At 71.0% G+C, this 24,919-nt stretch carries 21 protein-coding genes; 7 read left to right on the forward strand and 14 right to left on the reverse strand.

Annotated elements, in window-relative coordinates:
- Positions 1-3: 3 nt before the first annotated feature.
- Positions 4-768: an ABC transporter permease gene (locus TsocGM_RS15990; RefSeq protein ID WP_126726470.1), complete on the reverse strand. Its 765-nt coding sequence runs from the start codon at positions 766-768 to the stop codon at positions 4-6.
- Between the two features lie 180 nt (positions 769-948).
- A complete protein-coding gene (locus TsocGM_RS15995; RefSeq protein ID WP_126726471.1) occupies positions 949-1,926 on the reverse strand; it encodes an ABC transporter ATP-binding protein in 978 nt (325 codons plus the stop codon).
- Between the two features lie 943 nt (positions 1,927-2,869).
- Between TsocGM_RS15995 and def the strand changes: the two genes are divergently transcribed.
- The 4 genes from def (at position 2,870) to TsocGM_RS16015 (ending at position 7,115) form a co-directional block, all read left to right on the forward strand.
- Positions 2,870-3,553, forward strand: a complete 684-nt coding sequence (gene def / locus TsocGM_RS16000; RefSeq protein ID WP_126726498.1) for a peptide deformylase — start codon at positions 2,870-2,872, stop codon at positions 3,551-3,553.
- A 70-nt stretch (positions 3,554-3,623) separates the two neighbouring features.
- On the forward strand, positions 3,624-4,595 hold the full coding sequence (gene fmt, locus TsocGM_RS16005; protein ID WP_126726472.1) for a methionyl-tRNA formyltransferase: 972 nt from the start codon (positions 3,624-3,626) through the stop codon (positions 4,593-4,595).
- Positions 4,596-4,854: 259 nt separating this feature from the next.
- Positions 4,855-6,363 (forward strand): tRNA (N6-isopentenyl adenosine(37)-C2)-methylthiotransferase MiaB, encoded by a 1,509-nt coding sequence (gene miaB, locus TsocGM_RS16010; RefSeq protein ID WP_126726473.1) that lies wholly within the window; start codon positions 4,855-4,857, stop codon positions 6,361-6,363.
- Entirely contained in the window at positions 6,360-7,115 is a 756-nt protein-coding gene (locus TsocGM_RS16015) for an SMI1/KNR4 family protein (protein ID WP_126726474.1), read from the forward strand. Before miaB ends, TsocGM_RS16015 begins: the two co-directional genes overlap by 4 nt.
- Before the next feature lie 234 nt (positions 7,116-7,349).
- On the opposite strand, the gene TsocGM_RS16020 is transcribed toward TsocGM_RS16015, so the two are convergent.
- Positions 7,350-8,870, reverse strand: a complete 1,521-nt coding sequence (locus TsocGM_RS16020) for a glycosyltransferase family 39 protein (protein ID WP_158633585.1) — start codon at positions 8,868-8,870, stop codon at positions 7,350-7,352.
- A gap of 281 nt (positions 8,871-9,151) precedes the next feature.
- Here TsocGM_RS16020 and TsocGM_RS16025 point away from each other — a divergent pair, with 281 nt between their 5' ends.
- Entirely contained in the window at positions 9,152-10,216 is a 1,065-nt protein-coding gene (locus TsocGM_RS16025) for a lysylphosphatidylglycerol synthase transmembrane domain-containing protein (RefSeq protein ID WP_126726476.1), read from the forward strand.
- Here TsocGM_RS16025 and TsocGM_RS16030 read toward each other — a convergent pair.
- Together TsocGM_RS16030 and TsocGM_RS16035 are read right to left on the reverse strand one after the other, a co-directional pair.
- Entirely contained in the window at positions 10,210-11,241 is a 1,032-nt protein-coding gene (locus tag TsocGM_RS16030; RefSeq protein ID WP_126726477.1) for a glycosyltransferase family 2 protein, read from the reverse strand. The two genes, TsocGM_RS16025 and TsocGM_RS16030, sit on opposite strands and share 7 nt — an antisense overlap.
- Positions 11,204-12,121 carry a sugar phosphate isomerase/epimerase family protein gene (locus TsocGM_RS16035; RefSeq protein WP_126726478.1) on the reverse strand — a complete coding sequence of 306 codons (918 nt, stop codon included), beginning with the start codon at positions 12,119-12,121 and terminating at the stop codon, positions 11,204-11,206. The genes TsocGM_RS16030 and TsocGM_RS16035 overlap by 38 nt, the downstream gene beginning before the upstream one ends.
- Positions 12,122-12,243: 122 nt before the next feature.
- On the opposite strand from TsocGM_RS16035, the gene TsocGM_RS16040 reads away from it, so the two are divergent.
- Together TsocGM_RS16040 and TsocGM_RS16045 are read left to right on the forward strand one after the other, a co-directional pair.
- Positions 12,244-13,188, forward strand: coding sequence for an ABC transporter ATP-binding protein (locus tag TsocGM_RS16040; RefSeq protein WP_126726479.1), 945 nt, complete (start codon positions 12,244-12,246; stop codon positions 13,186-13,188).
- Positions 13,188-14,759 carry a hypothetical protein gene (locus TsocGM_RS16045; protein ID WP_126726480.1) on the forward strand — a complete coding sequence of 524 codons (1,572 nt, stop codon included), beginning with the start codon at positions 13,188-13,190 and terminating at the stop codon, positions 14,757-14,759. The genes TsocGM_RS16040 and TsocGM_RS16045 overlap by 1 nt, the downstream gene beginning before the upstream one ends.
- 131 nt (positions 14,760-14,890) lie before the next feature.
- Here TsocGM_RS16045 and TsocGM_RS16050 read toward each other — a convergent pair whose 3' ends face one another.
- From TsocGM_RS16050 to TsocGM_RS16095, 9 genes are all read right to left on the reverse strand, one after another.
- On the reverse strand, positions 14,891-16,468 hold the full coding sequence (locus TsocGM_RS16050) for an NAD(P)/FAD-dependent oxidoreductase (protein ID WP_126726481.1): 1,578 nt from the start codon (positions 16,466-16,468) through the stop codon (positions 14,891-14,893).
- Between the two features lie 109 nt (positions 16,469-16,577).
- Positions 16,578-17,021: a HEPN domain-containing protein gene (locus TsocGM_RS16055; protein WP_126726499.1), complete on the reverse strand. Its 444-nt coding sequence runs from the start codon at positions 17,019-17,021 to the stop codon at positions 16,578-16,580.
- Positions 17,022-17,066: 45 nt separating this feature from the next.
- Positions 17,067-18,320: a rhomboid family intramembrane serine protease gene (locus TsocGM_RS16060; protein ID WP_126726482.1), complete on the reverse strand. Its 1,254-nt coding sequence runs from the start codon at positions 18,318-18,320 to the stop codon at positions 17,067-17,069.
- Between the two features lie 320 nt (positions 18,321-18,640).
- On the reverse strand, positions 18,641-20,317 hold the full coding sequence (locus TsocGM_RS16065) for an NADH-quinone oxidoreductase subunit N (RefSeq protein ID WP_126726483.1): 1,677 nt from the start codon (positions 20,315-20,317) through the stop codon (positions 18,641-18,643).
- Between the two features lie 230 nt (positions 20,318-20,547).
- A complete protein-coding gene (gene nuoK, locus TsocGM_RS16070) occupies positions 20,548-20,883 on the reverse strand; it encodes an NADH-quinone oxidoreductase subunit NuoK (protein ID WP_126726484.1) in 336 nt (111 codons plus the stop codon).
- Positions 20,880-22,673, reverse strand: a complete 1,794-nt coding sequence (locus TsocGM_RS26090) for an NADH-quinone oxidoreductase subunit J (RefSeq protein WP_233578955.1) — start codon at positions 22,671-22,673, stop codon at positions 20,880-20,882. Before TsocGM_RS26090 ends, nuoK begins: the two co-directional genes overlap by 4 nt.
- A 5-nt stretch (positions 22,674-22,678) precedes the next feature.
- On the reverse strand, positions 22,679-23,968 hold the full coding sequence (nuoH, locus tag TsocGM_RS16085; protein WP_126726485.1) for an NADH-quinone oxidoreductase subunit NuoH: 1,290 nt from the start codon (positions 23,966-23,968) through the stop codon (positions 22,679-22,681).
- A 70-nt stretch (positions 23,969-24,038) separates the two neighbouring features.
- Entirely contained in the window at positions 24,039-24,410 is a 372-nt protein-coding gene (locus TsocGM_RS16090; protein ID WP_126726486.1) for an NADH-quinone oxidoreductase subunit A, read from the reverse strand.
- Between the two features lie 116 nt (positions 24,411-24,526).
- Positions 24,527-24,838 (reverse strand): hypothetical protein, encoded by a 312-nt coding sequence (locus TsocGM_RS16095; RefSeq protein WP_126726487.1) that lies wholly within the window; start codon positions 24,836-24,838, stop codon positions 24,527-24,529.
- Positions 24,839-24,919: the final 81 nt, after the last annotated feature.

The following is a 24,919-nucleotide window of genomic DNA, read 5'->3' on the forward strand; positions in this document are numbered from 1 at the left end:
GCGTCAGCTCTCCCTGCGCCCTTCGAGCACCTTGACCGCCAGGAACAGCGCGAACACCGTCACCGACAGGTGCAGCGCCACCACGCGCAGGTCCAGCCGCCCCGAGGCGAACTCCGAGAGCTGCACGTACACCGACAGGAACGACACCGCCTCGGCCCATCCCGCCCTCGGCCCGACCACCTGGTTGACCACCGTGATCAGCAGCAGGGACAGCAACGTCACGAACGTCCCCACCGCCGCTTCGACCTGGTTCCTCGTCGCGGCGCTGAAGGCCACCCCGATGGCGACGAACATCATCCCCATCGTCGTCAGGCCGATCCCCAGCGAGATCAACGGCTCCGGCTCCAGCCGGTATCCCCCGAACTGCCGCAGGAACGGCAGGTAGATCGCGAACGGGAGCAACAGCGCCAGGTACATGACCACGCCGCCGATCCACTTCCCCAGCACCACCTCCGTCTCCGACACCGGGACGGTCATCAGCCCCTCGATCGTCCCCGTTCTCCGCTCCTCGGCGATCAGCCGCATCGTCAGGGCCGGCACCGCGATCAAGAGCGCCACCCAGAACATCCAGCTCCCGGCCACGTAGTAGTTCATCGGGTTCATCGCCCCCGAGAACGACAGCACCGCACGCGGGTCGCTCAGCAGCTCCACCAGCTGGAAGAAGTCCAGCATCGCGATCACCTGGAAGCCCAGCAGCACGAAGTACGCCATCGGCCTCAGGAAGTACGCCGAAACCTCACGCTGCACCAGGGCGGGAACGTGTCTCATCGGGTCGCCTGTCCGTTCGCCTTCGGTTCTGTCCTGACGCTCATCCCGCCCGCTCCCGCTCCCGCTTCCGCTTCCGCTTCCGCTTCTGCTTCCGCTTCTGCTTCTGCTTCCGCACCGCCCCTGGCCGAGCCCCCGCCCCCACTCATCTCGCCTGAGGCGTCTGGCTGATCGGCTCCCGCCCTACGCCGCTTCCCCCTCGTGATCGACCACCACCGCGTCGCGCACCGCCCTGACGAAGCGCTCCTCCAGACTCGACCGAGACAGGTCCAGCCGCCGCAGCGCCCAACCGTTTTGGACGACCCGACGGGCGATCAGTTCCCGAAGCTCCTCGACCGCCTGCTCATCCCTCGCCCGCACCTCGAAGGCGCACACCCCCGGATCTCCCGCGGCGGCCCCCTCCACGGCGAGCTTCCGGATGCCCCCCGCCCCCGGGCTCGTCTCCAGCACTCCTCGAACCGCATCCGATGGGCCCCGGACCTCCACCTCGACCGCCTGCCCCGCCTTCAGCTTCTCCAGCGACTCATCCAGCGCGATCCTCCCCCGGGCAATGATCACCACCCGGCCGCAGACTATCTCCACCTCGGGCAGGATGTGCGTGCTCAGCAGGATCGTATGCCGCTTGCCCAGCTCCCGGATCAGCTCCCGGACCTCGCCAATCTGGATCGGGTCCAGCCCCGCCGTCGGCTCGTCCAGGATGAGGATGTCCGGGTCGCTCAGCAGCGCGTCGGCCAGCCCAACGCGCTGCTTGTACCCCTTCGACAGGTTCCCCACCACCCGGTGCGCCACGTCCTCCAGGCCGGTCATCTGGATCGCGTCGTCGATCGCCGCCCGCCTCCTCGATCCCGGCACGTCCTTCAGCCGAGATCGGAACCGGAGGAACTCCCGCACCCGCATCTCCGGGTACAGCGGCACGCTCTCCGGCAAGTAGCCGACCTTCCGGCGCACCGCCAGCGGCTCGTCCAGCACATCGTGCCCCGCCAGCCGAGCCCGGCCGCTGGTGGGCATCAGGTACGTCGTCAGGATCTTCATCGTCGTCGACTTCCCCGCGCCGTTCGGCCCGAGCAAGCCCACGATCTCCCCCCGGCCGACCGAGAAGCTCACCCCCTCGACCGCCCTCACCGCGCCGTAGCGCTTCGACAGGTGCTCGACTTCGATCATGCCTCGACCCGGGACCGAGTGGCGAGCATCCCCGACGCGATGCCCCGAGAAGTGTCTGCGGCCGATCGCCGCCGCCTTATTATTCCCCGCCCCCCCCGTCTCCTCAAGGTTGACACCCCGCCACCCCACCAACGTCCCCCACCCCTCCCTGACCAGCCCGGCTCCCTCTCCCGATCCTATAGGGAGGCAGAGCGTCCCCCGCGTTCCGGCCAACTCACACCCCGCCCGGACTCCACGAGCGGCGAGCGCCAGGCACAGAAACACAAAACAGAGGGCAGATAGCAGATGGCGGAGAGCAGATGGCGGATGGCGGATGGCGGATGGCGGATGGCGGATGGCGGATGGCGGATGGCGGATGGCGGATGGCGGAAAGAACGCATGGACCCAATCATGCACCACAGATCATCCCAGGCGGTTCCTCCCAGACGGTTCTCAACGCCCAACCCTCCAGCCGGTCCGTCGCGTGCCGACCGCGCGGAGCGAAGCCAATGGGCGGACGCAACTCCTTGTCCTCGAAGAGAAAACCCCGATCCGACCTCAGCGCACCGGCCCGAGTTCGGCGGCGAGCCGACGAGCGCCGGACGTGCGTTCGATCCGATGGCCAACTCCTCGGCGCACCGTGCGCGGAGCGAAGCCATTGGCGTTCCGCATCCCAAGGAGAAGAAGGAAGATCCGCGATCGTGCCCGAGCGTTCCGCCCGGCGTCCCTTCCGGATCGGGCGGGGGTGTCCGGCGGCGGTCCCGCTCCGCTCCTCGAGGCGGGAACCCATTTCTCCGGCGCAACGTGTTGCGGGATCGAGGAAATCGCCCAACGGCCCCCGGCGCACCGATCCGCGTCCCGGGTCGTACCGGCGTGGCATCCGGAGGCGGTGCGGGCCTATAATCGACCGATTCGACCCGGACGGGCCCGGACCGGGCCGTCCCCAGCCCCGGGAGCGTCTGTCGTGCTTCGGATCGTGACCTTCCCGCACCCCGCCCTCCGCTTCCAGAGCGTGCCGGTCCGCCGGATCGACGACGACCTCCGGACGGCCGTCCGCCAGATGTTCGCACTCATGTATGAAGCCAAGGGGATCGGCCTGGCGGCCAACCAGGTCGCCCTGCCGCTGCGCTTCTTCGTCCTGAACCTGACCGCCGACCCCGACCAGCCCGACCAGGAGCAGGTCTTCATCAATCCCGAGATCCTCAAGCGAGAGTCCGTCGTCGAGGAGGAGGAAGGCTGCCTCAGCCTGCCGGCGCTCTACGGCAAGGTCCGGCGCTCGAAGAAGATCCGGGTCCGAGCCTTCGACCTTCAGGGAAGGCAGGTCGAGCGGGACGTCGACGGCCTGCTCAGCCGGGCCATCCAGCACGAGTCCGACCACCTCGACGGCACCCTGATCACCGACCGCTTCGACCCTCCGGTCAAGGCCGCCACCGCCGGCAAGCTCCGGGAGATCGAGCAGGCCTTCCGCAAGGAGCAGTCCTCCGGGCTCTGGCCCGACGACGACGCCATCCAGCGGCGACTCTCCGAGATCGCCCAGCTTGGCGGCGTCCCTCGAGCGGAGCTCGAATCTCCCCCCGCCCCGGACGCCTCCCTCTGCCCCTCCCCGGGCTCCTCCCCCCCCGAGCCGGCCGACGTGCCCGAACGTTGATCGCCGACTCGTCCCCCTCGCCCCGGCCCCGGGACGATCGCTCCTGGCTCCTCGATCCTGGACCGCTCCCATGCCCCCTCCGCTCCGATTGGTCATGCTCGGCACGAAGGACTTCGCCCTGCCCACCTTCCTCGCCCTGGTGAAGTCCGGGGCCGAGGTCGTCGCACTGGTCACCCAGCCCGACCGCCCCCAGGGCCGTAAGCAGGAGCTGATCCCCAGCCGGATCAAGCAGGAGGCCCTCCGCCTGGGGGTCCGGGTCGAGCAGCCGGAGGACGTCAACGCCCCCGAGGGGATCGCCCTGATCCGATCGCTGCGCCCCGACCTGCTGGTCACCGCCGCCTACGGCCAGATCCTCTCGGCCGAGCTGCTCGGGGTGCCTCGGCTGGGGGGGATCAACCTGCACGGCTCGGTCCTGCCAAAGTACCGAGGGGCGGCCCCGGTGGCCCGGGCGATCCAGGCCGGCGAGGCGGAGACCGGCGTCACGGTCATTCAAATGTCACCGAGGGTCGACGCCGGCGGGATGATCGCCGTCGCTCGGACGCCGATCGGTCTGGACGAGACCGCCGGAGAGCTGGAGGAGCGGCTGGCCCGGCTCGGCGCCCCGCTGGTCGTCGACGCCATCGCCGCCCTGGCCGACGGCTCGGCCAAGGTCATCCCCCAGGACCCCTCCCTCGCCACCAAGGCGCCGAAGCTCCGCAAGGAGGACGGCGTGATCGACTGGACCAGGACCGCGCAGCAGGTCCACGACCTCGTCCGAGCCATGCAGCCGTGGCCGACCGCGTCGACCCACTGGCACTCCACCGCCCCCGGCAAGCCGCCGACCCGGCTGATCGTCCACCGGACGACGCCGGTGGAGGGCTCCGGCTCCCCCGGCCGGGTGCTCGCCGCCGGCCCCGGGGGGCTCGTCGTGGCGGCGGGGACGGGGGCGGTGCGGCTGGTCACCCTCCAGGTCCCCGGCAAGAAGGCGATGCCCGCCGCCGAGTTCCTCCGGGGCCACGCCGTGCAGCCGGGAGACCTCTTCGGACCGGAATCGATCGGATAGTGCGGTTGTCTTAGGCGCAAGCCCGTCGTACAGTGGAGTCCTCTCGAATCGCATCGCACCCAGGGAAGAGCCCGCCTGAAGCCCCCCGCCTCCCGCCCGGCCGGATGCCCCGAGACCCGCGGAGGCGCGTTCCCAACCCCGAAATGCCGCGATAAACTGGGATGGTTGCCGGCACCCGTGCGGCCCCGCCGGATCGTCCCTTCGCCTTCGCCCATCGCTTGACCGGCGGCAGATCGTCCCGCCGGACCGGAGCCTGACGATGTCGGACCCGGCCCCTCCCTCCGATCCCCCGAAGAAGCTGTACATCGAGACCGTCGGCTGCCAGATGAACGTTCTGGACAGCGAGTTGGTCGTCGCGCAGCTCCGCCGCGAGGGGTACGAGTTGACCGACGACCTCCGCCAGGCCGACACGATCCTCTACAACACCTGCTCCGTCCGCCAGCACGCCGAGGACAAGGTCTACAGCGCCCTCGGCCGCATCAAGCGCCTGAAGGACCGCAAGCCCGAGGTCCGCATCGGGGTGCTCGGCTGCATGGCCCAGAAGGACCAGGAGCGGATCCTCCGCCGGGCGCCGCACGTCGATCTCGTCGTCGGCCCCGGCCAGCTCGGCCGCGTCTCGGAACTGCTCCAGGCCTCGCAAGACGAGGGCCGCCCCCAGTTGGCCGTCTCGCTGGCACGCAACGCCGGCAAGACCCTGGAGGTCCTCGACAGCTTCCCCACCTTCGACCCCGACCGCGTCGCCTCCCCCGAGCCCACCCCCCAGGGCTCCTCGCCGCACCAGGCGTTCGTCCGCATCCAGATGGGCTGCGACAAGTTCTGCACCTACTGCATCGTCCCCTCCGTCCGGGGGCCCGAGCAGGGCCGGCCCCCCGACCTGATCGTCGAGGAAGCCCGCCGCCTCGTCGGCCAGGGTGTCAAGGAGCTCACCCTGCTCGGCCAGACCGTCAATTCTTACAAATACAAGCACGGCGACGGCCGCATCTCCCGACTCTCCGACGTGCTGCTGGCCCTGCACGACCTCGACGGACTGCTCCGCCTGAAGTTCGTCACCAACTTCCCGCTCGACATGACCGACGATCTGCTCCAGGCGGTCCGGGATTTGCCCAAGGCAAGCCGCTACCTGCACGTGCCCGCACAGAGCGGGTGCGACGCGGTCCTCAAGCGCATGAAGCGGCTCTATACCGTGACCCAGTATGACGAGATGATGGCCCGCATCCGGGAAACCATCCCCGGCGTGGCCGTCTCCAGCGACTTCATCGTCGGCTTCTGCGGCGAAACCGAGGAGAGCTTCCGCAAGACGGTCGAGCTCGTCGAGCGCTCTCGGTTCAAGAACAGCTTCATCTTCAAGTACAGCCCCCGAGCCGGCACCAAGGCCGACGAGCGCTTCGCCGACGACGTGCCCGAGGCCGACAAGAAGCGGCGCAACACCGAGCTGCTCGCCGTCCAGACGGCCATCAGCCTCGAGGACAACCGCCCCTTCGTCGGCCGCACCGTCGAGGTGCTCGTCGAGGGGCCGAGCAAGACCGCCGGCAAACGGAACGAGGCCGACCCCGACGCCTCCTCCTCCGCCTCCGGCGTCAGTCAGATGACCGGCCGCACCTCCTGCGACCGCATCGTGGTCTTCGACGGCCACCGCCGCCAGGCCGGCCACCTGCTGCCGGTCGTCATCGAGCAGGTCAGCGCCGTCACCCTCTTCGGGCGGGTCGTCACCACCGACTCCCACCCCGCCCCCGCCCCGGCCCCCAGCCCGGAGGCCGCCCTCCGATGAGCCCGATCGCCGCGACCGCCGACCGTCTGGACGAAGCCATCGGGAGCTGGGCCCGATCGGCGGGGGTGCCCCCCTCCTGGCTCCCCTCGCCGGAGGCCCTCTCGGCGATCGGCCCCGCCTCGGGAGCCCTCCGCCCGCCGGCCGACCCGGCCGCCCTGGACGACTGGGAGCGCCGGCACGGCTTCCGCCTGCCCTGCGGCCTCCGGGCCTGGCTGCTCATCTCCGACGGCTTCTACACCGAGTCCGGGCCCGCCGTCCACCCCATCGCCGCGATCGGCCCGATGGTCCCCTTCGCCCGGGTGCCGGGCCTGCTCGTGCAGCCCGAGAGCTGGTTCGAGCTGGGCAACCCGAACGAGGCCGAGACGATCTGCATCGACCTGGCCTACCGCTGGCTCCCCGCCGGCGACGCCCCCATCTTCGCCTCCGGAGACGACCTGACCGGCCTGCCCCCCCGGATCATCGCCCCCAGCTTCGACGCCTGGTTCGCCCGCCTGCTCCGCCAGGAGGGCCGCGCCTACTGGCTCGACCCCGACTTCGTCGGCCTCGGCGACCCCTGGGGAGAGCACCGCCGCCGCTCCCCCGCCCCTCCGCTCCCCGATCGCCTCCGCCGCCTCCTCCCCCACGCCACCCGGGCCGCCGACTCCGGCCTCGACGACAGCTCCCTCGCCGCCTCCCTCGGCATCTCCCGCTTCGACGCCGAAGCCCTGCTCCGGCACCTCCAGCACTCCCCCGCCGAGGATTCGGGGACCTAGGCAGGAGTCGCCCCGCCGTCGGGGGCGATGTTATTGGCAGAGCGCCGAGAGCGGCCGAGGCCGGCGATCTGGAGGCGGGGCGGACCCCGCATCCAGGGCCTCCCCCGCCTGGAAGCAACCCGACCTCAGCCCCTCCTGACCGCCGACTGACCCGAGATCGAGACCTTCGACCCCCGAAACACCCCCATCGGAAGGAAGCCGACCGAGTCCCTCCCGGCCCCTGGCCCCCTCCGATCACCGTCCTGGCGAGGCCCTGTCCGTCTGAGACCGACCGCTAGCCGCCTCCGGCGAACGCCGATACAGCTCCGCGTAATGCCCGAACGGATCCCCCCGGTCGCCGTAAGACCGGACGAACTCCAGCCCCTCAATCTCCGGACGCACCTGCTCCAGCCCGATCGGCCCGAAGACCGCGAACGAGAACGGCTCGGCCCGGACGTCGTAGAAGAACGGATCAACCAGCGCCTCGACCACCGGACGGCCCCGCTCGAAGACCTCCAGCACCAGGGACCCGTCGGCGGCCACCAGGGCCCCCGGCGGGATGTCGGCCACGACGGCATCGGCAAACGCCTCCACCCGGTAGACCGGATCGTCCCAGTGCCCCAGGTGAGCCGACAGCACCCGAAGCCCCGACCCCGGCACCAGCGCCAGCAGCAGGGCCGAGACGACAACGGCCGTCGCCAACCGCCGGCCGGCCCATCGGCCGATCCGGTCCGCCACGAGGTCGGCCAGCACGCCGACCGGGATGCTCAGCATCGCCGCCGGATACCCGTAGTAGTTCCGGATGTGGTGCCTCCCCATGAACAGCGCCAGCAGCATCGCCCCCGCCGCGGCGTGGAAGACCACCCGGCGCATCCGAGCCTCCCCCCGGGCGGCCAGCGCCGTCACGCCAAGCAGGCCGACCGCGTACAACGCCGCCTGGATCGGCCCCACGTGGTCGAGGAACTGCCCCGACTGGTAGGCGAGGACGGCCGGCAGCTCCCGGAGCGTCCGCCCCAATCCCGGCCCGGCCCGGCCGAGCACGTTGCCGCCGAACTGGATGCGGAACAGATCCGGATGCAAGGCGATCATCGGCAGCCACAGCCCGAACCCCGCCAGGCTCGCCGCGGCGAACGCCGACGCCCTCCCCAGCCGAGCCCTCCCCGTCCCCGGCCCGGCCAGCAGCGCCAGGCCCACCTGGGCCGTCGGCACCAGGCCGACCGGGTGGCAGAGCAGGCTCAACCCCGAGCACACGCCGCCGAGCACGACGTCCCGCCGCCTCCGATCGTCCCGGGCCACCCACCAGACCGCCCCCAGGCCAAAGGCGATCGCGGCCATGTCGGGCCGGGCGGTCGTCGCCGGGAAGAGGAAGGCCCGGCAGAAGAGGTACGCCGAGGCCGCGAGCATCCCCGCCCGGCCCGACCCCGACCAGCGCCCGGCCAGCCCCCCGACCAGCAGCACGGCCGCCATCCCCGAGATCGCCGAGGCGATCCTCGCCGGCCCGAGGCCGTCTCCCAGCACCCAATGCACCCCGGCCGCCAGGTAGAACCCCAGGGGGGGCAGCGTGTAGAGCGCCTGGTCGGCGAAGTAGTAGATCGACTCCGGGTCTCGGGACGGGATGTACGGGATGGTCGGCAGGCCTCCCCGCAGGATCGCCATGCCCGGCACGGCGTAGAAGTCCTCGTCCTGCCCGGCCCGGATGCGGTACATCAGCGGCACGTGCCAGGCGAGGAAGGCCGCCATCAGCAGGGCCAGCCAGGCGCGATCGGCTCGGGACACGGCCCCTCCTCCCGGATCGTCTCGGTCGCCGCTGCGGCCTTCGGCCTCTCCGCCGGCGGTCCCGACCGGGCCGACCATCATACCGACCGGGCCGTCGCCCCGGCCAGCGGCCCGGCCGGGCCGGACGGAGCCGCCGACCGGCTCGTCACCCGGGCCCGATCGGCCCCGTCCTGGTCCGGAACGCGGCTCTGGTTGACACCCCTGCGTCCCTCGACTACGTTCTCCGGGCCGGCGGCCGTCGCCCCCCGGCCCTCGCCCCTCCGTCGCCCCCGAGGAGCCGAATGACGCCCCCCTCGCGCAACTCCCGTCCCCTGCTGGGTTACGTGGTCCGCCTGGCGATCGGCCTCGGGCTGCTCGGGCTGGCGATCTGGGCCAATCGGGAACAGATCGGCCAGGTCCTGGAACGTCGGCCCGACTTCGCCCTGTTCGGCGTCGGCTTCGCACTGTACTTCGCCGGGGTGATCCTCGCCTTCGTCCGCTGGTACTTCCTCGTCCGAGCCCTGGGGCTGCCGTTCCGCATGAGGGACGCGATGCGGCTGGGGTTCATCGGCCTGCTCTTCAACATGGTGGTGCCCGGCGCCGTCGGGGGAGACTTCGTCAAGGCGGCCTACCTGATGCGGGAGCAGTCGCGCAAGACCCAGGCCGCCGCCTCGGTGGCGATCGACCGGCTGATCGGCCTGCTCGGCATGTTCATCCTGGCCGTGGCCGTGGGGGCGTTCGCCTGGGGAGGGGTCGAGCCCCCGGTCCGCCGGCTGATCGGCGCCGCCATGTTCATGACCCTGGCCGTGACCGGCGTGATGGCCGTCGCCTTCGCTCCTCCGCTGTACCGGCCGCTGGCGACCCGGCTGGCGCACCGGAGAAGGATCTCCCACGCCCTGCATGAGCTGGCCGTGATGGGCTCGGCCTACCGAAGGCGGATGGACGTGGTGCTGGCCACCGTGGTGATGTCGAGCCTGACGCACGTGCTCAACGTGCTGGCGTTCATGATCATCGGCCGGTCGATCTTCCCCGTGGTGCCGGGGCTGGCGCAGCACTTCCTGATCGTGCCGCTGGTGCTCTTCAGCACGGCGATCCCGCTGCCGTTCGGGGCGCTGGGCGTGTCGGAGCAGATCAGCGACGTGCTCTTCCGCCTGGCCGACTACGACGGCGGCGCCCTGACGATGATGGCCTTCCACGTGGCCCAGTACCTCGGCTCGCTGATCGCGCTGTTCGTCTACCTGGCCAACGCCCGGCAGGTCCGCTCGCTGACCGAGGAGGCCCCGCGGGCCTCAGACGAGGCCGCCCCGACCGCCGGCGGCCCGCACCACACCAACCGGCTCGGAGAAACGACGCCGGCCGGTCACTGATCGGATGATCCGGGAGAGGACTCCAGCACCTCGCCGAGCAGGTACGTCGGCTTCCCCTGCGACTCGTAGTAGGTCCTCATCACCATCTCGGCCACCACGCCGGTGACGATCAACTGCACGCCGGCCAGGAAGAAGGTGATCGCCACCTGGGGCAGGGGGGTTTCGACGAAGTCCTTCTGGCCCTGGCCGATCGAGGGAAACTGGAATTTATAGAACAGCATCAAGACAAACGAGAACACGCTCAATCCGATCGCGTACAGCCCAACCCGGCCGAAGAAGTGGATCGGCCGCTGGGCGTAGCTCTGGTAGAAGCGGATCAGGATCAGGTCGAGCACCACGTTGAAGGTCCGGCCCAGGCCGTACTTCGTCCGGCCGGCGCGCCTCGGGCGGTGGTTGACGACCAGCTCCGCCACCCTCGCCCCCTGCCAGGAGGCGAAGACGGGGATGAACCGGTGCATCTCCCCGTAGAGCCGCACCCCGCGGAGCACCTCCCTCCGGTACGCCTTGAGCGTGCAGCCGAAGTCGTGCAGCGGCACCCGGGAGAGCCGGGCGACCAGCCGGTTGGCGATCCGGGACGGGACCTTCCTCGTCAGCAGCGTGTCCTTCCGGTCCTTCCGCCAGCCGGAGACGACGTCGAACCCCTCGTCCAGCTTCGCCAGGAGCCGGGGGATGTCGCTCGGGTCGTTCTGGCCGTCGCCGTCGATCGGCACGAGCACGGCGCCCCGGGCCAGGTCCATCGCGGCCGACAGCGCCGCGGTCTGGCCGCAGTTGGTCCTCAGGAAGGCGATCCGGACGTGCTCCGGGTCGCCTTCCTGGAGCTGCCGGAGGCGAGCGGCGGTGCCGTCGGTCGAGCCGTCGTCGACGACGATGACCTCATAGCGCAGCCCCATCGGCCCGAGCGCCGAGGCGATCTCCGCCAGCAGCGGCCCGATGTTCTCGGCCTCGTCCTTCACGGGGATCAGGACGGACAGGTCGACCGACGGCGCGTCAGCCGGCGAGGAACTGGATGAGATGGCGGCGGGCAATGATGAGCGACTCCTTGCGCTTCTCCAGCGACCCTTCGAAGGCGCGGTCCTCGACCTCGATGGCCACCGGGCCGTCGTAGCCGGCGTCGGACAGGGCGCCGAAGTAGCGGCCCCAGTCGACCTCGCCGAGGCCGGGGATCTTCGGCGTGTGCCAGAGGTTCGGGTAGCCCATGATGCCGTGCTCGTCCAGCCGGTCGCGGTCGATCCGGGCGTCCTTGGCGTGGACGTGGTGCAGGCGGTCCTTGAACTCGTAGATCGGGGCGATGTAGTCGACCATCTGCCAGATGAAGTGCGACGGGTCGTAGTTCAGGCCGAAGGCGGGGCTGGGGATGTCGGCGAACATCCGACGCCAGATGGCCGGCGTGCTGGCGAGGTTCTTGCCGCCGGGCCACTCGTCCCGGGTGAAGATCATCGGGCAGTTCTCGATGCCGATCTTCACCCCCTTGTCCTCGGCGTAGGAAACCATCGGCTTCCAGACCTCGAGGAAGCGGGGCCAGTTCTCGTCGACCGAGCGGGAGGGATCCCTTCCGACGAAGGTGGTGACGACGTTCACCCCCAGCGCGGCCGAGGCGTCGATGACCCGGCGGGTGTGCTCGATTTCCCGGTCGGCCTGGACGCGGTCGGCCTGGAGCACGTTCGGGTAATAACCGAGCGAGGAGAGCGAAACCCCCTTCGAGGCGCAGAGCTCGTGGATCCGCTTCACGCCGTCGCCGTCGAGGCTCGTCACGTCGATATGGGTGACGCCGGCATAGCGGCGCTCGGCCTTGCCGGGGGGCCAGCAGCAGCATTCGATGCAGGAGAAGCCCTGCTCGGCGGCCACGTCGAGCACCTGTTCGAGCGACAGATCGGGCAGGATGGCCGTGTTGAAGCCGAGCTTCATCGCGGGGGCTCCGTCGGGCGATCATACAGTCGAGGATGCCTGTCATCCTATGGACAACACCCCCTCGAAAGCCATACCGTGGCGTCGGCAGCGGTCGGGGGAACTCGGTTCGGAGCGGTCGCATGATCGAGGTGAAGGACCTTCGGGTCGATTACGACACGGTCTGCGCCGTGCACGACCTGTCGCTGGAGGTCGGGCCGGGCGAGGTTTGCGGCCTGATCGGGCCCAACGGCGCCGGCAAGACGACGACGATGCGCGCCATGCTCGGCCTGATCGAGCCGACGTACGGTCAGATCCACCTGGCCGGGGTCGACATGCGCGAGCGCCCGAGAGACGCCTGCCGGGTGGTCGCCTTCATGCCCGACTTCCCGCCGATGTACGACGACCTGAAGGTCTGGGAGTTCCTCGACCTGTTCGCCACCAGCTACTTCATCCCCCGGAAGCAGCGGCCGGGGCTGATCGACCGATCGCTGGAGCTGGTCGGCCTGATGGAGAAGAAGCACGAGTTCGTCGCCACGCTCTCACGAGGCATGCGGCAGCGGGTGATGCTGGCCAAGACGCTGATCCCCGACCCCAAGGTCTTGCTGCTGGACGAGCCGGCCAGCGGCGTGGATCCGAGGGGGCGGATCGACCTGAAGAACGTGCTGAAGCGGCTGGCGATCGAGGGGAAGACGGTGCTGATCTCCTCGCACATCCTGGCCGAGATGACCGAGTTCTGCACGGCGGTCGCCATCATGGAGCGCGGCCGGATGGTCGTCAGCGGCACGGTGGACGAGGTCCGAGCCCGGGTGATGGGGGCAGGGGTGCTGGTGGTCGAGGTGATCGGCGCCGAGGAGGCGGAGGCGGAGGCGGCGCTGCGGCGGGTGGCCGAGGCGGACCCGGGGGCCTCGGCGGTCGAGCGCGTCAACGGCTCCACCTTCGAGATCCCCTACCAGGGGGACGCCGAGCAGGCGGCCGGGCTGCTGGCCGAGCTGGTGGGGGCGGGGGTACGCGTGGCGTCGTTCAGCAGGCGGAAGGAAGGGCTCGAGGAGCTGTTCCTGAAGGTCGGTGCCAGGGAGCTTTCGTGATGGCCGGCGCGCTGGATATCTTCCTCGACAACCCGATCCTGACCAAGCACGCCCGCTCCCGGCTGCGACGCAACCGGGTACTCCCCTGGTCGATCGTGGTGGTGACGCTCTGCGGGATCATCTGCTGGGTCTTCTACCAGCGGAACGGACTGCTCGGGACGGCCCCGCTGACCCTGGTGGTGACGCTCCAGGTGGTGACGCTCGTCTTCGCCGGCGCCGGGGAGATCGGCGGCGCCGTGGGAGGGGCGAGGGAAAGCGGCATCCTCGACTTCCACCGCGTCTCGCCGGTGCCTCCGATCTGGCTGGCGGTGGGCTTCTTCTTCGGGGCTCCGCTGCTGCAATACTGGCTGACCTTGCTGACGATCCCGTTCGCGGTCTTCCTGGCCGCGGTCGGGCCGGCGGGATGGCAGGGCTTGCTGGTGTTCGAGGCGCCGCTGCTGCTGGCAGCCTGGCTGGTGCACACGCTGACGCTGCTGGGAGCGATGATCAGCAAGAAGCCAAAGGCCGGCAACCGGGGAATGATCGGCCTGGTCTTCCTCGGCCTCTTCCTGGGCCAGGGGCTGTTCTTCGGCATCCAGTACATGCTCTTCGACCTGGCCGGAACGATGGCCAAGATCCGGTTCTTCGGGGCCCCGGTGCCGTGGATGCTGCTGGTGGTCGCCTACGAGGCGATCCTGATCGGCTTCCTGTTCATCCCTTCGGTGCGTCGGATGCGGTCGGATCGGGCGCACCTCTACACCAAGCCTCAGGCGATCGCGTTCCTGGCGACGATCACGACCCTGGTCCTGGGAGTGATCTGGACCCTGAGGGGGTACGACTCCCTGGTCGTCGTCTTGCTGTACGCCCTCACGCTGGTGGCGATCCTGCTGGCGGTGACGATCACTCCCGACCGCAGCGAGTACATCAAGGGCCTGCGGCGGGCCGAGCGGGAAGGTCGGAAGCGGCCGAGCCCCTGGTCGGACGCCGGGGCCAACCGGATCCCGCTGTTCGTGCTCTGCGCGATCGTGCTCATCGGCACCACGATCGCCTGGGAGGCGATCGAGGGCCGGCAGGTGGCGGGGAACTCGGCCTATTCGCAGACGATCGCCATCGGGGTGCTGACGGTGGCGTATGTCGGGCTCGGGCTCCAGGCGGCGCAGCTGTTCATGAGAAAGCACGGGCAGACGCTGTTCGTGCTGTTCCTGTTCTTCGCCTGGCTCGTGCCGCTGGTCGTCGGCGGCGGGCTGGCCGCCAGCCAGTTCGCGCCCCAGGCGGCGCTGACGGTGACGGCGCTGAGCCCGCTGGCCGGCATCGTCATCTCCTCCGGCGCCGTCCAGGATCCCGGTCCCGCCTTCAACGCCGATCCCGGCCCGGCCCGGCTGGCGGCGGTCGGCTCGGCGCTGACGTTCGCCTTCCTGTTCCACTTCCTGCTCGACGTCGTGCAGCGCCGGCTCGACCGTGCCGTCCGATCCGCGGCCTCGCTCCGCCTGCCCGACCCGTTCGACGACATCCTCGGCATCCCCGGGGCGGAGAAGGCCCCCGAACTAGCGGCTCCGGGAGGGAGGGTGGCCAGAGCCGGGGAGAAGGGCTGAACGAGGGGTGAAGGCGGATCGATGGCGAGGGAAGGACCGGCCGAGCCGATGCCGGCAGGACGGTTCGAGCCGCCGGGATGGCCGGGCCTCCGCCCTCGGCCGTCCCGCCAGAGCCAGCAGCCGTCCTGCCGTCAGGCGGCCTCGACGCGGCGGGGGACGGCCCGGCCGGCGGTATCGGCGGAGGGGTCGTCGGGACCGTCCTCGTGGTACTCGGCGTCGGTGTTGACGCGCCAGGTGTCGTAGGGGCCGAGGCCGAGCATGTTGCGGGCCGCCAGGAGGGCGGTCATCATGGAGTGATCTTGATTGTTGTACTTGTGCATCCCGTTGCGGCCGGCGAGCTGGAGGTTGTCGAAGCGGTCCAGCCAGCGTCGGACGACGGCGACGCGGTCCCGGTAGTCCTCGTCGTAGACCGGATACGCCTTGGGCATGCGGACGACGCAGCCGTCGACGACCGACGAGCCGGGGACCAGGCCGATGGCGTCGATCTCTCGGCGGCCAAGCTCGATCAGGTCGGCATCCGGCATGGTCCAGAGTTCGTCCCCCTCGAAGCAGAAGTACTCCAGGCCGAGGCTGCTGGTGGCCGGGTCGGGGACGAGGTCGGGGGACCAGTTCTTGAAGTTCTGCACCCGGCCGAGGCGGACGCCCGGATCGTGCACGTAAATCCACGTATCGGGAAAGGTCTCGGGGCGGTCGACGATGAGGACGACGGTGAGGAAGTCGCGGTAGCGGAGGCCGGAGGCGGCGGCGAGGACCTCGTCGGGGGCGGCCGGGCTCATGGCGGCGATCAGGTGTCGGATCGGCATGGTCGAGAGGAAGTGCCGGCCTCGGTATCGGGTTGGCCGGCCGTCGGGTTCGACGGCGACGAAGGCGGAGACGGAGCGGCCGTCGTGCTCAACGCGATCAACCCGGCGGCCGAGCTGGACGGAGCCGCCGCCGGACTCGACGCGGGCCTGCACCGCCTCCCACATCTGGCCGGGGCCGAGGCGGGGGTACTTGAACTCCTCGATCAGCGTCTTGACCACTTCTCCCTTGCCGAGGCGGCCCACGCCCAGGGCGTTCAGGGCGGCGCCGATGAGGCTCAGGCCCTTGATGCGCTGGGCGGCCCAGTCGGCCGAGATCTCCGAGGTGGGCATTCCCCAGACCTTCTCGGTGTAGGTCTTGAAGAAGATCTCGAAGAGGGTGCGGCCGAAGCGGTTGACGATCCAGTCCTCGAAGCTGCGCTCGGGGGTGATCGGCCGCAGGCGGGCCTTCAGGTAGCTGGCGAGGATGCGGGCGGAGCGGATCGGGCCGAGCTTGCGTAGGGCGTCGACCGGGCGGAGCGGGTAGTGGAAGAACCGGCGGTCGTAGTAGATGCGGCTCAGGCGGGGTCGGCGGAGGAGCTGGTCGCCGAGGATCTCGTCCCAGAAGGCGTTGACCTCGGGGCTCTTGGAGAAGAAGCGGTGGCCGCCGATGTCGAAGCGGTAGCCCTTGTACTCGTCGGTGCGGCTGATGCCGCCGACTCGGACGGGGTCGGCCTCGAGGACGACGCAGCGGCGGCCGTGCCGGGTCAGCTCGTAGGCGGCGGTCAGCCCGGCGGGGCCGCCGCCGGCGACGACGGCGTCGAAGGCCTCGACGATGGCCGCCTCCCCTTCGGGGGGCCCGATGCGCTGCCAGCGGTGCGGCGGAAGGTATCCCCTCGAGGTTGTCGGCCTCGGCTGTTCGCTTCCCATGCCGCACTCCCCATCCCTGAGGACCCCGCGGGTCGATCGCGATCCCGCCCGGCCCCGATCCGGGCGCGAAGGCCCGGCCCGAATCCGTTCGGGGCAGGATGGTGTTCTGTCAGATTCGGCCGGGACGGTCAAGGCCGGCCGGTCCGGAGGGCTGAAGCAGCTCCAGGGTTCGCTTGACGAGGGCGGCGGCGGCGTCGAGGGCCTCGTCGGGGGGGAGCTTCAGGGCCTGGGCACGCTCGAAGTCGAGCAGGTGGCGGGCGTCAAGCCGGCCGGGGCGGACGTAGAGGGCCTCGCAGGCCAGCAGCAGGCAGCGGAGCCCGGCCTCGCGGTAGCCCAGGCGGTAGACCAACGCGCGGAGGCAGCAGAACATCGCCTCGTAGGCCAGCAGGCAGAGGTCGGCCGGATCCCCCTTCGGGGAGGCCCGCAGGCCGGCGGCGGCCTCCAGGCGGTCGGAGGCCCGGCGGAGCAGCTCGCCGACCGCCTCGGCAGCCGAATCGTCCCGGGACAGATACGGTCCCTCCAGGCACTTCTCGAAGGTGTTGACGATGGCCATCGGGTTCACCGGGGCTCGGGGAACGGTCAAGGGTCGGAGAGACGATCAGCGGGGAGGCTCCCCCCGGTCCGAAGCGGCGGGAGGGGCCTCGACCAGACCATGCGTGTCGAAGTAGTCCCGGCGGAGGAAGAGGCCGGCGACGAAGCCGGAGACGAGGCCGCCGAGATGCGCCGCGTTGTCGATCCCGGGAATCACCAGACCGAAGAGGGTGTTGTAGAGGACCAGAGCGATCACTCCGCCTCGGACCCGCTTCAGGACGGCCGCCGGGATCGACGCCCGGTGCGAGAGCAGAAACGCGCCCAGGCCGCCGAAGAGGCCGAAAATCGCCCCCGAGGCGCCGACGCTGACCGCCAGCGGATGCCACCAGGCACTCGCCAGGGCCCCCCCCAGGCCGGCGGCCAGGTAGAGCAGGGCGAAACCGAGGTTTCCGTAGAGGCGCTCGAGGAGCGGGCCCGCCCGGTAGAGCACATACATGTTCAAAGCCAGGTGGATCAGCCCGCCGTGGAGGAAGACCGACGAGAGCAGCCGCCAGGCCTCGCCGTCGAAGGCGACGGCGACGCCAACATTGCCCCCCCAGGCGATCAGGTCGGGGACCGTCGGGTTGATCGGCGAGACGCCGGCCAGAGCCATCGCCAGGAAGACAAGCACGCAGGAGGCGACGATCAGGTAGGTGACCACCACCATCGGGGTGGCGGTCATCACGTCGGCCTGGAAGGAGCGGACACCGCCGTCGGCGCGGTGCAGGGCCTGAGCCTGGCGGACGACGTGGCCGATCTCGGCCCGGGAGCGGGCCAGGGCCTCGGAGGTGGTCGAGCCGGCCAGGTCTCCCGAGCGCCGGGCCTGGCCGAGCGTGGCGAGCACGCCAGAGAGGGCGGCCACCGCGTCGAGCTGGCCCAGGCCGGGCATCGGCAGAATCTGGCCCCGCCCGAGATCGAGTGCCGGGGCGAGATCCCCGGTGACGGAGACGGTCTGGGGCAGGTCGTCGAACGACCGGGAGGCCCCCGGCCTCGGCCCGAGGCCCGAGCCCGACGGCGCCCGGGAGGGCGTCGGCGACGGCCAGCAGACCCGTCGGGAGGTCAGCGTGCAGGCCGGGACCGGGCCGTCGGGCCCCGGACGCTCGATGATGGCGAGCAGCAGCTCACCGGGCCGGGGCCGGAGGTAGGTCTCCAGGGCCCGGACGACCGCCTCGGCCGGCAGCCGGGGCGCGACATGGCAGCCGGGATGCCCCGCCAGCGGCTGGCACGCGGCCAACGCGAAGATCTCCCAGGCGTCGACGTCGGGCTCGGTGTCGTCGTACACAATCGGGTCCTTGGCGACGATCCGGGGGGCAGGGGGCCCGGCGGCGGGCGAAGGGAATCACAAGAGAGGGCTGATCCGCTCCGCCCGACGGTGGATGACGGAGGGGCGGGTGTCGGGGTCGAGGGCCGGGGAGCGATCAGGACGCGGGCTGGTCAGGAGCGGGTGCGGGAGTCGGTGCCTCCCGGAGATCCGAGGGGAGGCAATCGGTCGCGATGATCCGTCTTCGGCCATCGGTCATCTCCCCTCCGCCGGCCGCCTCCCGCGATCCGCTGTCCGGCGTCCGCCATCAGGACGATCCCGCCCCTCCCTCCGCCTTATGATCATTTCTGCATTGCCATGCCCCCCGAGACAGGGATCGCGGCGACCGGAGCCGGAGCGGGGAGATCGGGGGGGGAGGGGGGCAGGGTGATGGTGAGCATGGCGCTGGCGGCCGATCGCATCGAGTCGACCAGCGGGGCGGGCTCGAGGCCGAAGCCGACCGCCGCCAGGGCGGCCAGAACGATCGGCCAGGAGACGCCTCGGGGGGCGGGGCCGGGGGATCGGTCGGAGCGGCGGAGGAACAGGGCGCGGAGCACCCGGGCGTAGTAGAAGGCCGAGATCACCGAGTTCACCAGAGCCAGAGCCACCAGGAGCAGCAGGGTGGAGCGGGCGGAGGCGTCGGCGTTGAGCACCTCCAGGAACATGGCGAGCTTGGACACAAAGCCGGCCGTCGGCGGCAGGCCGATGAGCGAGAGCATCAGGATCGCCAGACAGACGGCCAGGCCGGGGGACCGGACGCCGAGCCCGTCGAGGTCGTCGATGTCGTCCCGGCCGAGGCCCCGGGCAAGCCAGGCCGCGGCGGCGAAGGCGCCGACGGTCGTGAGGCTGTAGATGACCAGGTAGAACAGCACGGCGCCGGCGGCCTCGGCGGCCGAGGAGCCGGAGCGGACCGTGACCATCGCCGCGAGCACGCCGACCAGCATGTAGCCGGCGTGGGCGATGGAGGAATAGGCGAGCATCCGCTTGAGGTTCCGCTGGGCCAGCGCGGCGAGGTTGCCATAGGTCATCGTCGCCGCGGCGATCGCGGCCACGATCAACACCCAGCCCCCCCCCGCCTCCCCTCCCACGGCGCCGGCCCAGGGGGCCAGCGCGTGCAGCAGGACCTTCATCAGGGCGACGAGGCTGGCGAGTTTCGACCCCGAGGCGATCCAGGCCGAGACGGGAGCGGGGGCCCCCTCGTAGGTGTCGGGGGCCCACTGGTGGAACGGCACGGCGGCGAGCTTGAACCCGAAGCCGACGAGGATCAGCAGCACGGCCGTCGCGCCGACCAGATCGCCCGACAGCCCGCCGGCCTCCCCGGTCGCGGCGGCCGACTCGACCAGCACGCGCCGGATGCCGTCGAGGAAGGTGGTGCCGGTCAGACCGTAGAGCAGGCTCAGGCCGAACAGGAAGAGAGCCGAGGCAACCGAGCCGTAGACGAAGTACTTCATCCCCGCCTCGGCCGACCGGCGTTTGTCCTTCTCGAAGGCGGCGGCGAGATAGAGGCAGATGGTCATCAGCTCCAGCGCGAGGAAGAGGATCAGCAGCTCCTCCGCCGCGACCAGCACCATCATTCCCACGGCGGCCCAGAGCAGCAGGGCGAAGTAGGCGCCCCAGTGCTCGGTGAAGTCCCAGGCCATCGACATGCCGATGACCATGGCGAGCAAGAGCGCGATCACTCCGTTGAATGATGTCGCCAGCGGATCGCCCGCGATCGTGCCGTAAACGAGCGTCGGGTCCGGGTCTCCTCCCCCCGCCCCCGGGCCGGCGACCAGCGGTGCGAGCAGCAGGGCGAACACCCCGATCGGCCCGATCAGCGCGAGCGAGCCGACCGTCTTCCTCCGGGACGAGCCCGGCCGGCCCCGGAGCGGGCCGACATCGACCAGCAGGAGGACCAGGCCCCAGAGCGTCAGCAGGATCTCCGGGGAGAGGGCCCAGAGCTGGGAGAAGTCGATCGGTGGGGGCGAGGAGGGGGGCATGGGAAGGAATCCGATCGAGAGCGGCTGGCGGCGGCCGGATGCCGGATCGCTGAGGAACAAGGGCCGAGGCGGATCCCGGACGGGAGGACCCGGGGAGACGAAGCGGGAGGGGATTGAGGCGTCGCGGCGGCGGGGTTCGGAACGGCCGTCGGTCGCCGGCCGATCGCCACCGGCCATCTCGCATCAGCCCTCGGGCATAAGGTCCTCTTTCGGAACATCGCGGGGCCGGCTCAGCCGGCCAGGCTGTCGTAGCGGTCGACGTCGGCGGCGTGCCAGCGGCGGTAGCAGAGCAGGATCAGGGCGATGCCGACGGCGACCTCGGCCGCGGCGACGGTGATGACGAAGATCGCCAGCATCACGCCGGCGATCGGCCCGGCCTCGGGGCCGGGGGAGTCGGAGTATCGCCAGAAGGCGACGAGGTTGATGTTGGCGGCGTTGAGCATCAGCTCGATCGCCATCAGCACGGCGATCGCGTTGCGGCGCGCCAGCACGCCGAACAGGCCGATGGCGAACGCGGCCGAGGCGAACAGGAGGAACCAGCTCAGGGGGATGTCGCCGCCGGTCATCGCTCGGGCCTCGCGCCGGGGGTCTCGGAGACGGAAACGGTGGTGAACTCGCCATCGCCCCCCCTTGGGGAGACGGGGGGGACCGCGGGAAGGGCGGTCGGGTCGGCGGCGGTGCCGGCGGCGGAGGCCGGCCGGGAGTCCTGGCGGGCGAGGACGATGGCGCCGACGATGGCGGCGGTCAGCATCAGGCCGGCGACCTCGAAGGGGACGACGTATCGGGTCATCAGCTCGTCGCCGACGGCCCGGGGCATGTCGGCCACCACCGCCGAGGCGGTCGCCGCCGGGCTCCGGGGGGACAACCACGGGCCGGACTCCCCGACCGAGAAGGCGATTGGCGCCCCAGGCGGGGCGATGGCCAGGAGCGGGCCGCCCGCCCCGACGGCGAGCCGGGAGCCGACCCCCGCCGACCGATCGACCGGGAGCTCGACCGGCCCGGGATCCTCGACGTCCGGGCCGATCTCCCAGGAGAGCACCGAGGGAGCGGCCGGGGCCTCGTCGCCGGGCGAGGCGGAGGCCAGCGAGGCCGGGCCGACCAGGGCGGCGACCCGGGAGGAGTCGGGAGCGAGGGCCAGGGCGATCGGCACGCCGTCGAGCCCCTCGAAGGAGGCGACCTCGGCGCCGTCGGTCGCGTCGAGGACGCGGAGGCCCCAGCGGCCAGGCTCCCCGGAGACGAGCGAGGCGACGGCCACGATCGGGCCGCCGGGGTTGTCCTCAGCGGGGTCGGGATCGGGGTCGAGAGCCGGGGCCCCGGCGGCCGGGGCGCCTGGTCGGAGGTCGAGATCCCCCTGCTCGGGCTTCGGCCTCGGGGGGACCGGGCTGACGGCCAGGGCGGCGACCGGCCGGCCGGGCTCGGTGGCGATGGTGACGGCGAGAGCGTCGCCGGGGTCGGGTCGGCCCGGGGAGGGGTCCCAGACCTTGACGACGCGATCGGCCCCGGCGGTGACGAGCAGGCCGTCGGGGGTGAAGCTCATCGCGAGGATCGGCCCATCGTGGGCGGGGATGACCCGGGGCTCGGAACCGGGCCCGTCCCAGAGCCGGACCTTGCCGTCGAGGCCGGCGGCGGCGGCCAGGCGGTCGGCCGGGTCCTCGGCCGATCGCCTTGGCCCAACGGCCACCGAGGCGATGCGGCCGGCCAGGCCGCCGAGGCACTCGAACGCCGGCCGGCGGGCGAGGACGTCCCAGACGAGGACGCGGCCCAGGTCGTCGGCGGCGGCGACGAGGTCGCCATCGGGGCTGAAGCCAACGGCCGAGGCGGTCGACCCGGCGGTCGGGAAGGCCGAATCCTGCCGGCCGGAGGGGAGCCAGAGGCGGACTCGGCCGTCGAGGTCGGCCGAGGCGAGGGATCGGCCCGTCGGGCTGGCGGCCAGGGCGACGGAGGCCGGGCCGCCGACCCTCGGGTTCACACCGCCGGGGCGCGTCGCGGTGCCGGTCCACGACGACTGGCCCGGCCGTCCTCGCTCGGCGGTGATGCTGGAGCCGAGCACCCCGAAGACCCCCAGCGCCACGATCGCCGCCGGGAGCTTCCAGGCCCAGTGGCCGCTGGTCGTCTCGTCCCCCTGGATGTTCCTTGTCAGCATGACGCCGAACAGCAGCAGGATCGACACCGCCCCGATGTAGACGAGCACCTGGATGGCCGCCAGGAATTCGGCCTCCAGCAGCACGAACTGGCAGGCGACGGCGAAGAAGAACGCCACCAGGAACAGCGCCGCGTGGACGAGGTTCCTCGCCAGCACCGTGCCCAGGGCCGACAGCAGGCCAACAGCCGAGACGATCAGGAAGATCAACTGCATCGCGCTCACGACGGGTCCCTTCCGCCGACTCCCGGGATTGCCGCCGGGGTCCGCACCAGCCGATCCCTCCCCACCACCGGCGCCGGCCCCTCCCGGCGGGAGAGCCGGACCAGGGCCGCCAGGGCCAGCACCAGCGGCGGCAGGGTGACCAGCCAGCCCAGCAGCGGCCGATCCCGCCGCACCGCCAGCTCCAGCCAGACCGCCGCCGCCACGATGTTCACCAGGCAGAGCGGGATCAGGATCTTCCAGGCGAACCCCATCAGCCGGTCGACCCGCATCCGGGGCAGCGTGGCCCGGATCCAGAAGATCACGAAGATGATCAGGGCCACCTTCGCGACGAACCCCCCAACCAGGACGAGATTCACCAGCACCACCGAGTCGATCGCCCCGAGCGGCCAGGAGGTGAACGGCAGCATCCCGCCGCCGAGGAAGAGGGTCGTCGCCAGGCAGGAAACGCCGATGATCGCCAGGTACTCGGCCAGGAAGAACAGGCCCCAGCGCATGCCGGAATACTCGGTGTGGTAGCCGGCGATCAGCTCCGATTCGGCCTCGGGCAGGTCGAACGGGGCGCGGTTGGTCTCGGCGATGCTGGCGATCATCAAGACGACGAACGCGACGATCCCCGGCGGCGACCCCAGGAACCAGCCCTGGTCCACCTGGGCGTTGAAGATGCCCACCAGGCTCAGGCTGCTGGCCCAGAGGATCGCCGGCACCAGCGAGAGCACCTGAGGGATCTCGTAAGAGACGAGCTGTGCCACCCCTCGCATCGAGCCCAGCAGCGCGAACTTGTTCCGACTCGACCACCCCGCCAGGAAGACCCCCAGCACCGACAGGCTGGCCGCCGCGACGAGATAGAGCAGGCCCGAGGCCGTGTCGACCGCCGCCAGGCCGGGATAGCCCAGCCGGCTCCCCTCGGCCGGAGAAACCGCGCCGAAGGGGGCGACCTCGGCCCGGCTTCCCGAAACGCCGAAGGGAATCACCGCGAGCACGAGGAAGGCCGAGACGATCAACAGGACCGGGCCAAGCAGGTGTGTCACCGCGTCGGCGGCTCGGGGGACGATGTTCTCTTTGGTGATCAGCTTCAGCAAGTCGGCGATCGGCTGGAGCAGCCCGAAGGGGCCGACCCGGTTTGGGCCGATGCGGTCCTGGAACCGGCCGGCGACCTTCCGCTCGGCGAGCACGATGTAGGCGACCGCCAGCGGCAGGAGGCCGAAGAAGACGACCAGCCAGAGGAGCCAGGGGATCCAGGTCGGCCCGGCCAGCTCGGGCCGGACCGGGGCGATCGGCACGTTCACGGAAGCTGTCTCCCTCGACCGGCGTCTCGTCTCATCGAGGACGGTCGGGACGGGATCGGATCGGATCGGATCAGACCCAGCGGAGGTCGCCGGCGGCCCAGGCAAAGACCAGGGCCACGGCAAGCAGGACCAGGAACACGACCATCTCGACGAGCACGAACAGCCCGAAGCCCGCCTCGGCCAGGCCGAGGTAGCTGACCGCCCAGGGGTAGAGGAAGATCGTCTCGATGTCGAAGACCAGGAAGAGCAGGGCGTAGACGTAATACTGAATGCGGAAGCGGACCCAGGTTTCTCCCGTGGTCCGCACGCCGCACTCATAGGCTTCCCCCTTCTCGACCGACCACTTCCTCGGCGCCACCAGAGCCACGACGACCAGGGGGGCCACGGCGAAGGCGACGGCGGCCAGCAGGAGCAGGCCGATGAAGCCGTAGTTGGGCAGCATTGCGGGCGGTCCTTCCGGGGCGTCGCGGCGGGCGAGCCGGGCGGTGCGGGGGAAGCGGCCGAACCGGCCGGGGTCGGGGACGGCGGTGGCGGTCTCCCCGGCCGGAGCGGACTCGATCAGACCGGGCGGGGCGTCGAACCGCCGGTGACGGCCCCGGCCGGTTCGGCCGCGTCGATCGCCTCGACCTGGGTGTTGCCGTCGATGGCGACCTCGGTGATCGAGCCGTCTTCCAGGCGGAGCCGGAGGGTGGGCTGGTGGCAGTACAGGGCCTTGCCGCCCATCTCCATGCCGCCGACGGGGCGGAGGCCCTCCCCCTCGACGGTGCCGATCGTCTCGGTCATCCACCGGCGGTGGCCGACCCGGCAGTACTGGACGACCCGCACCCGGGTCCCGGGCACGTACTTCGGCTGCGGCTGGTTCAGGAACATCGACGGACCGACCTCCGGGATGGCGAGGCAATCATAAAACGGGCCGCCCGGCGCGGACAAGGGCCCGGCTCGGGGCCATTG

Origin of the sequence: Tautonia sociabilis (assembly GCF_003977685.1) — a bacterium.
GTDB lineage: Bacteria > Planctomycetota > Planctomycetia > Isosphaerales > Isosphaeraceae > Tautonia > Tautonia sociabilis.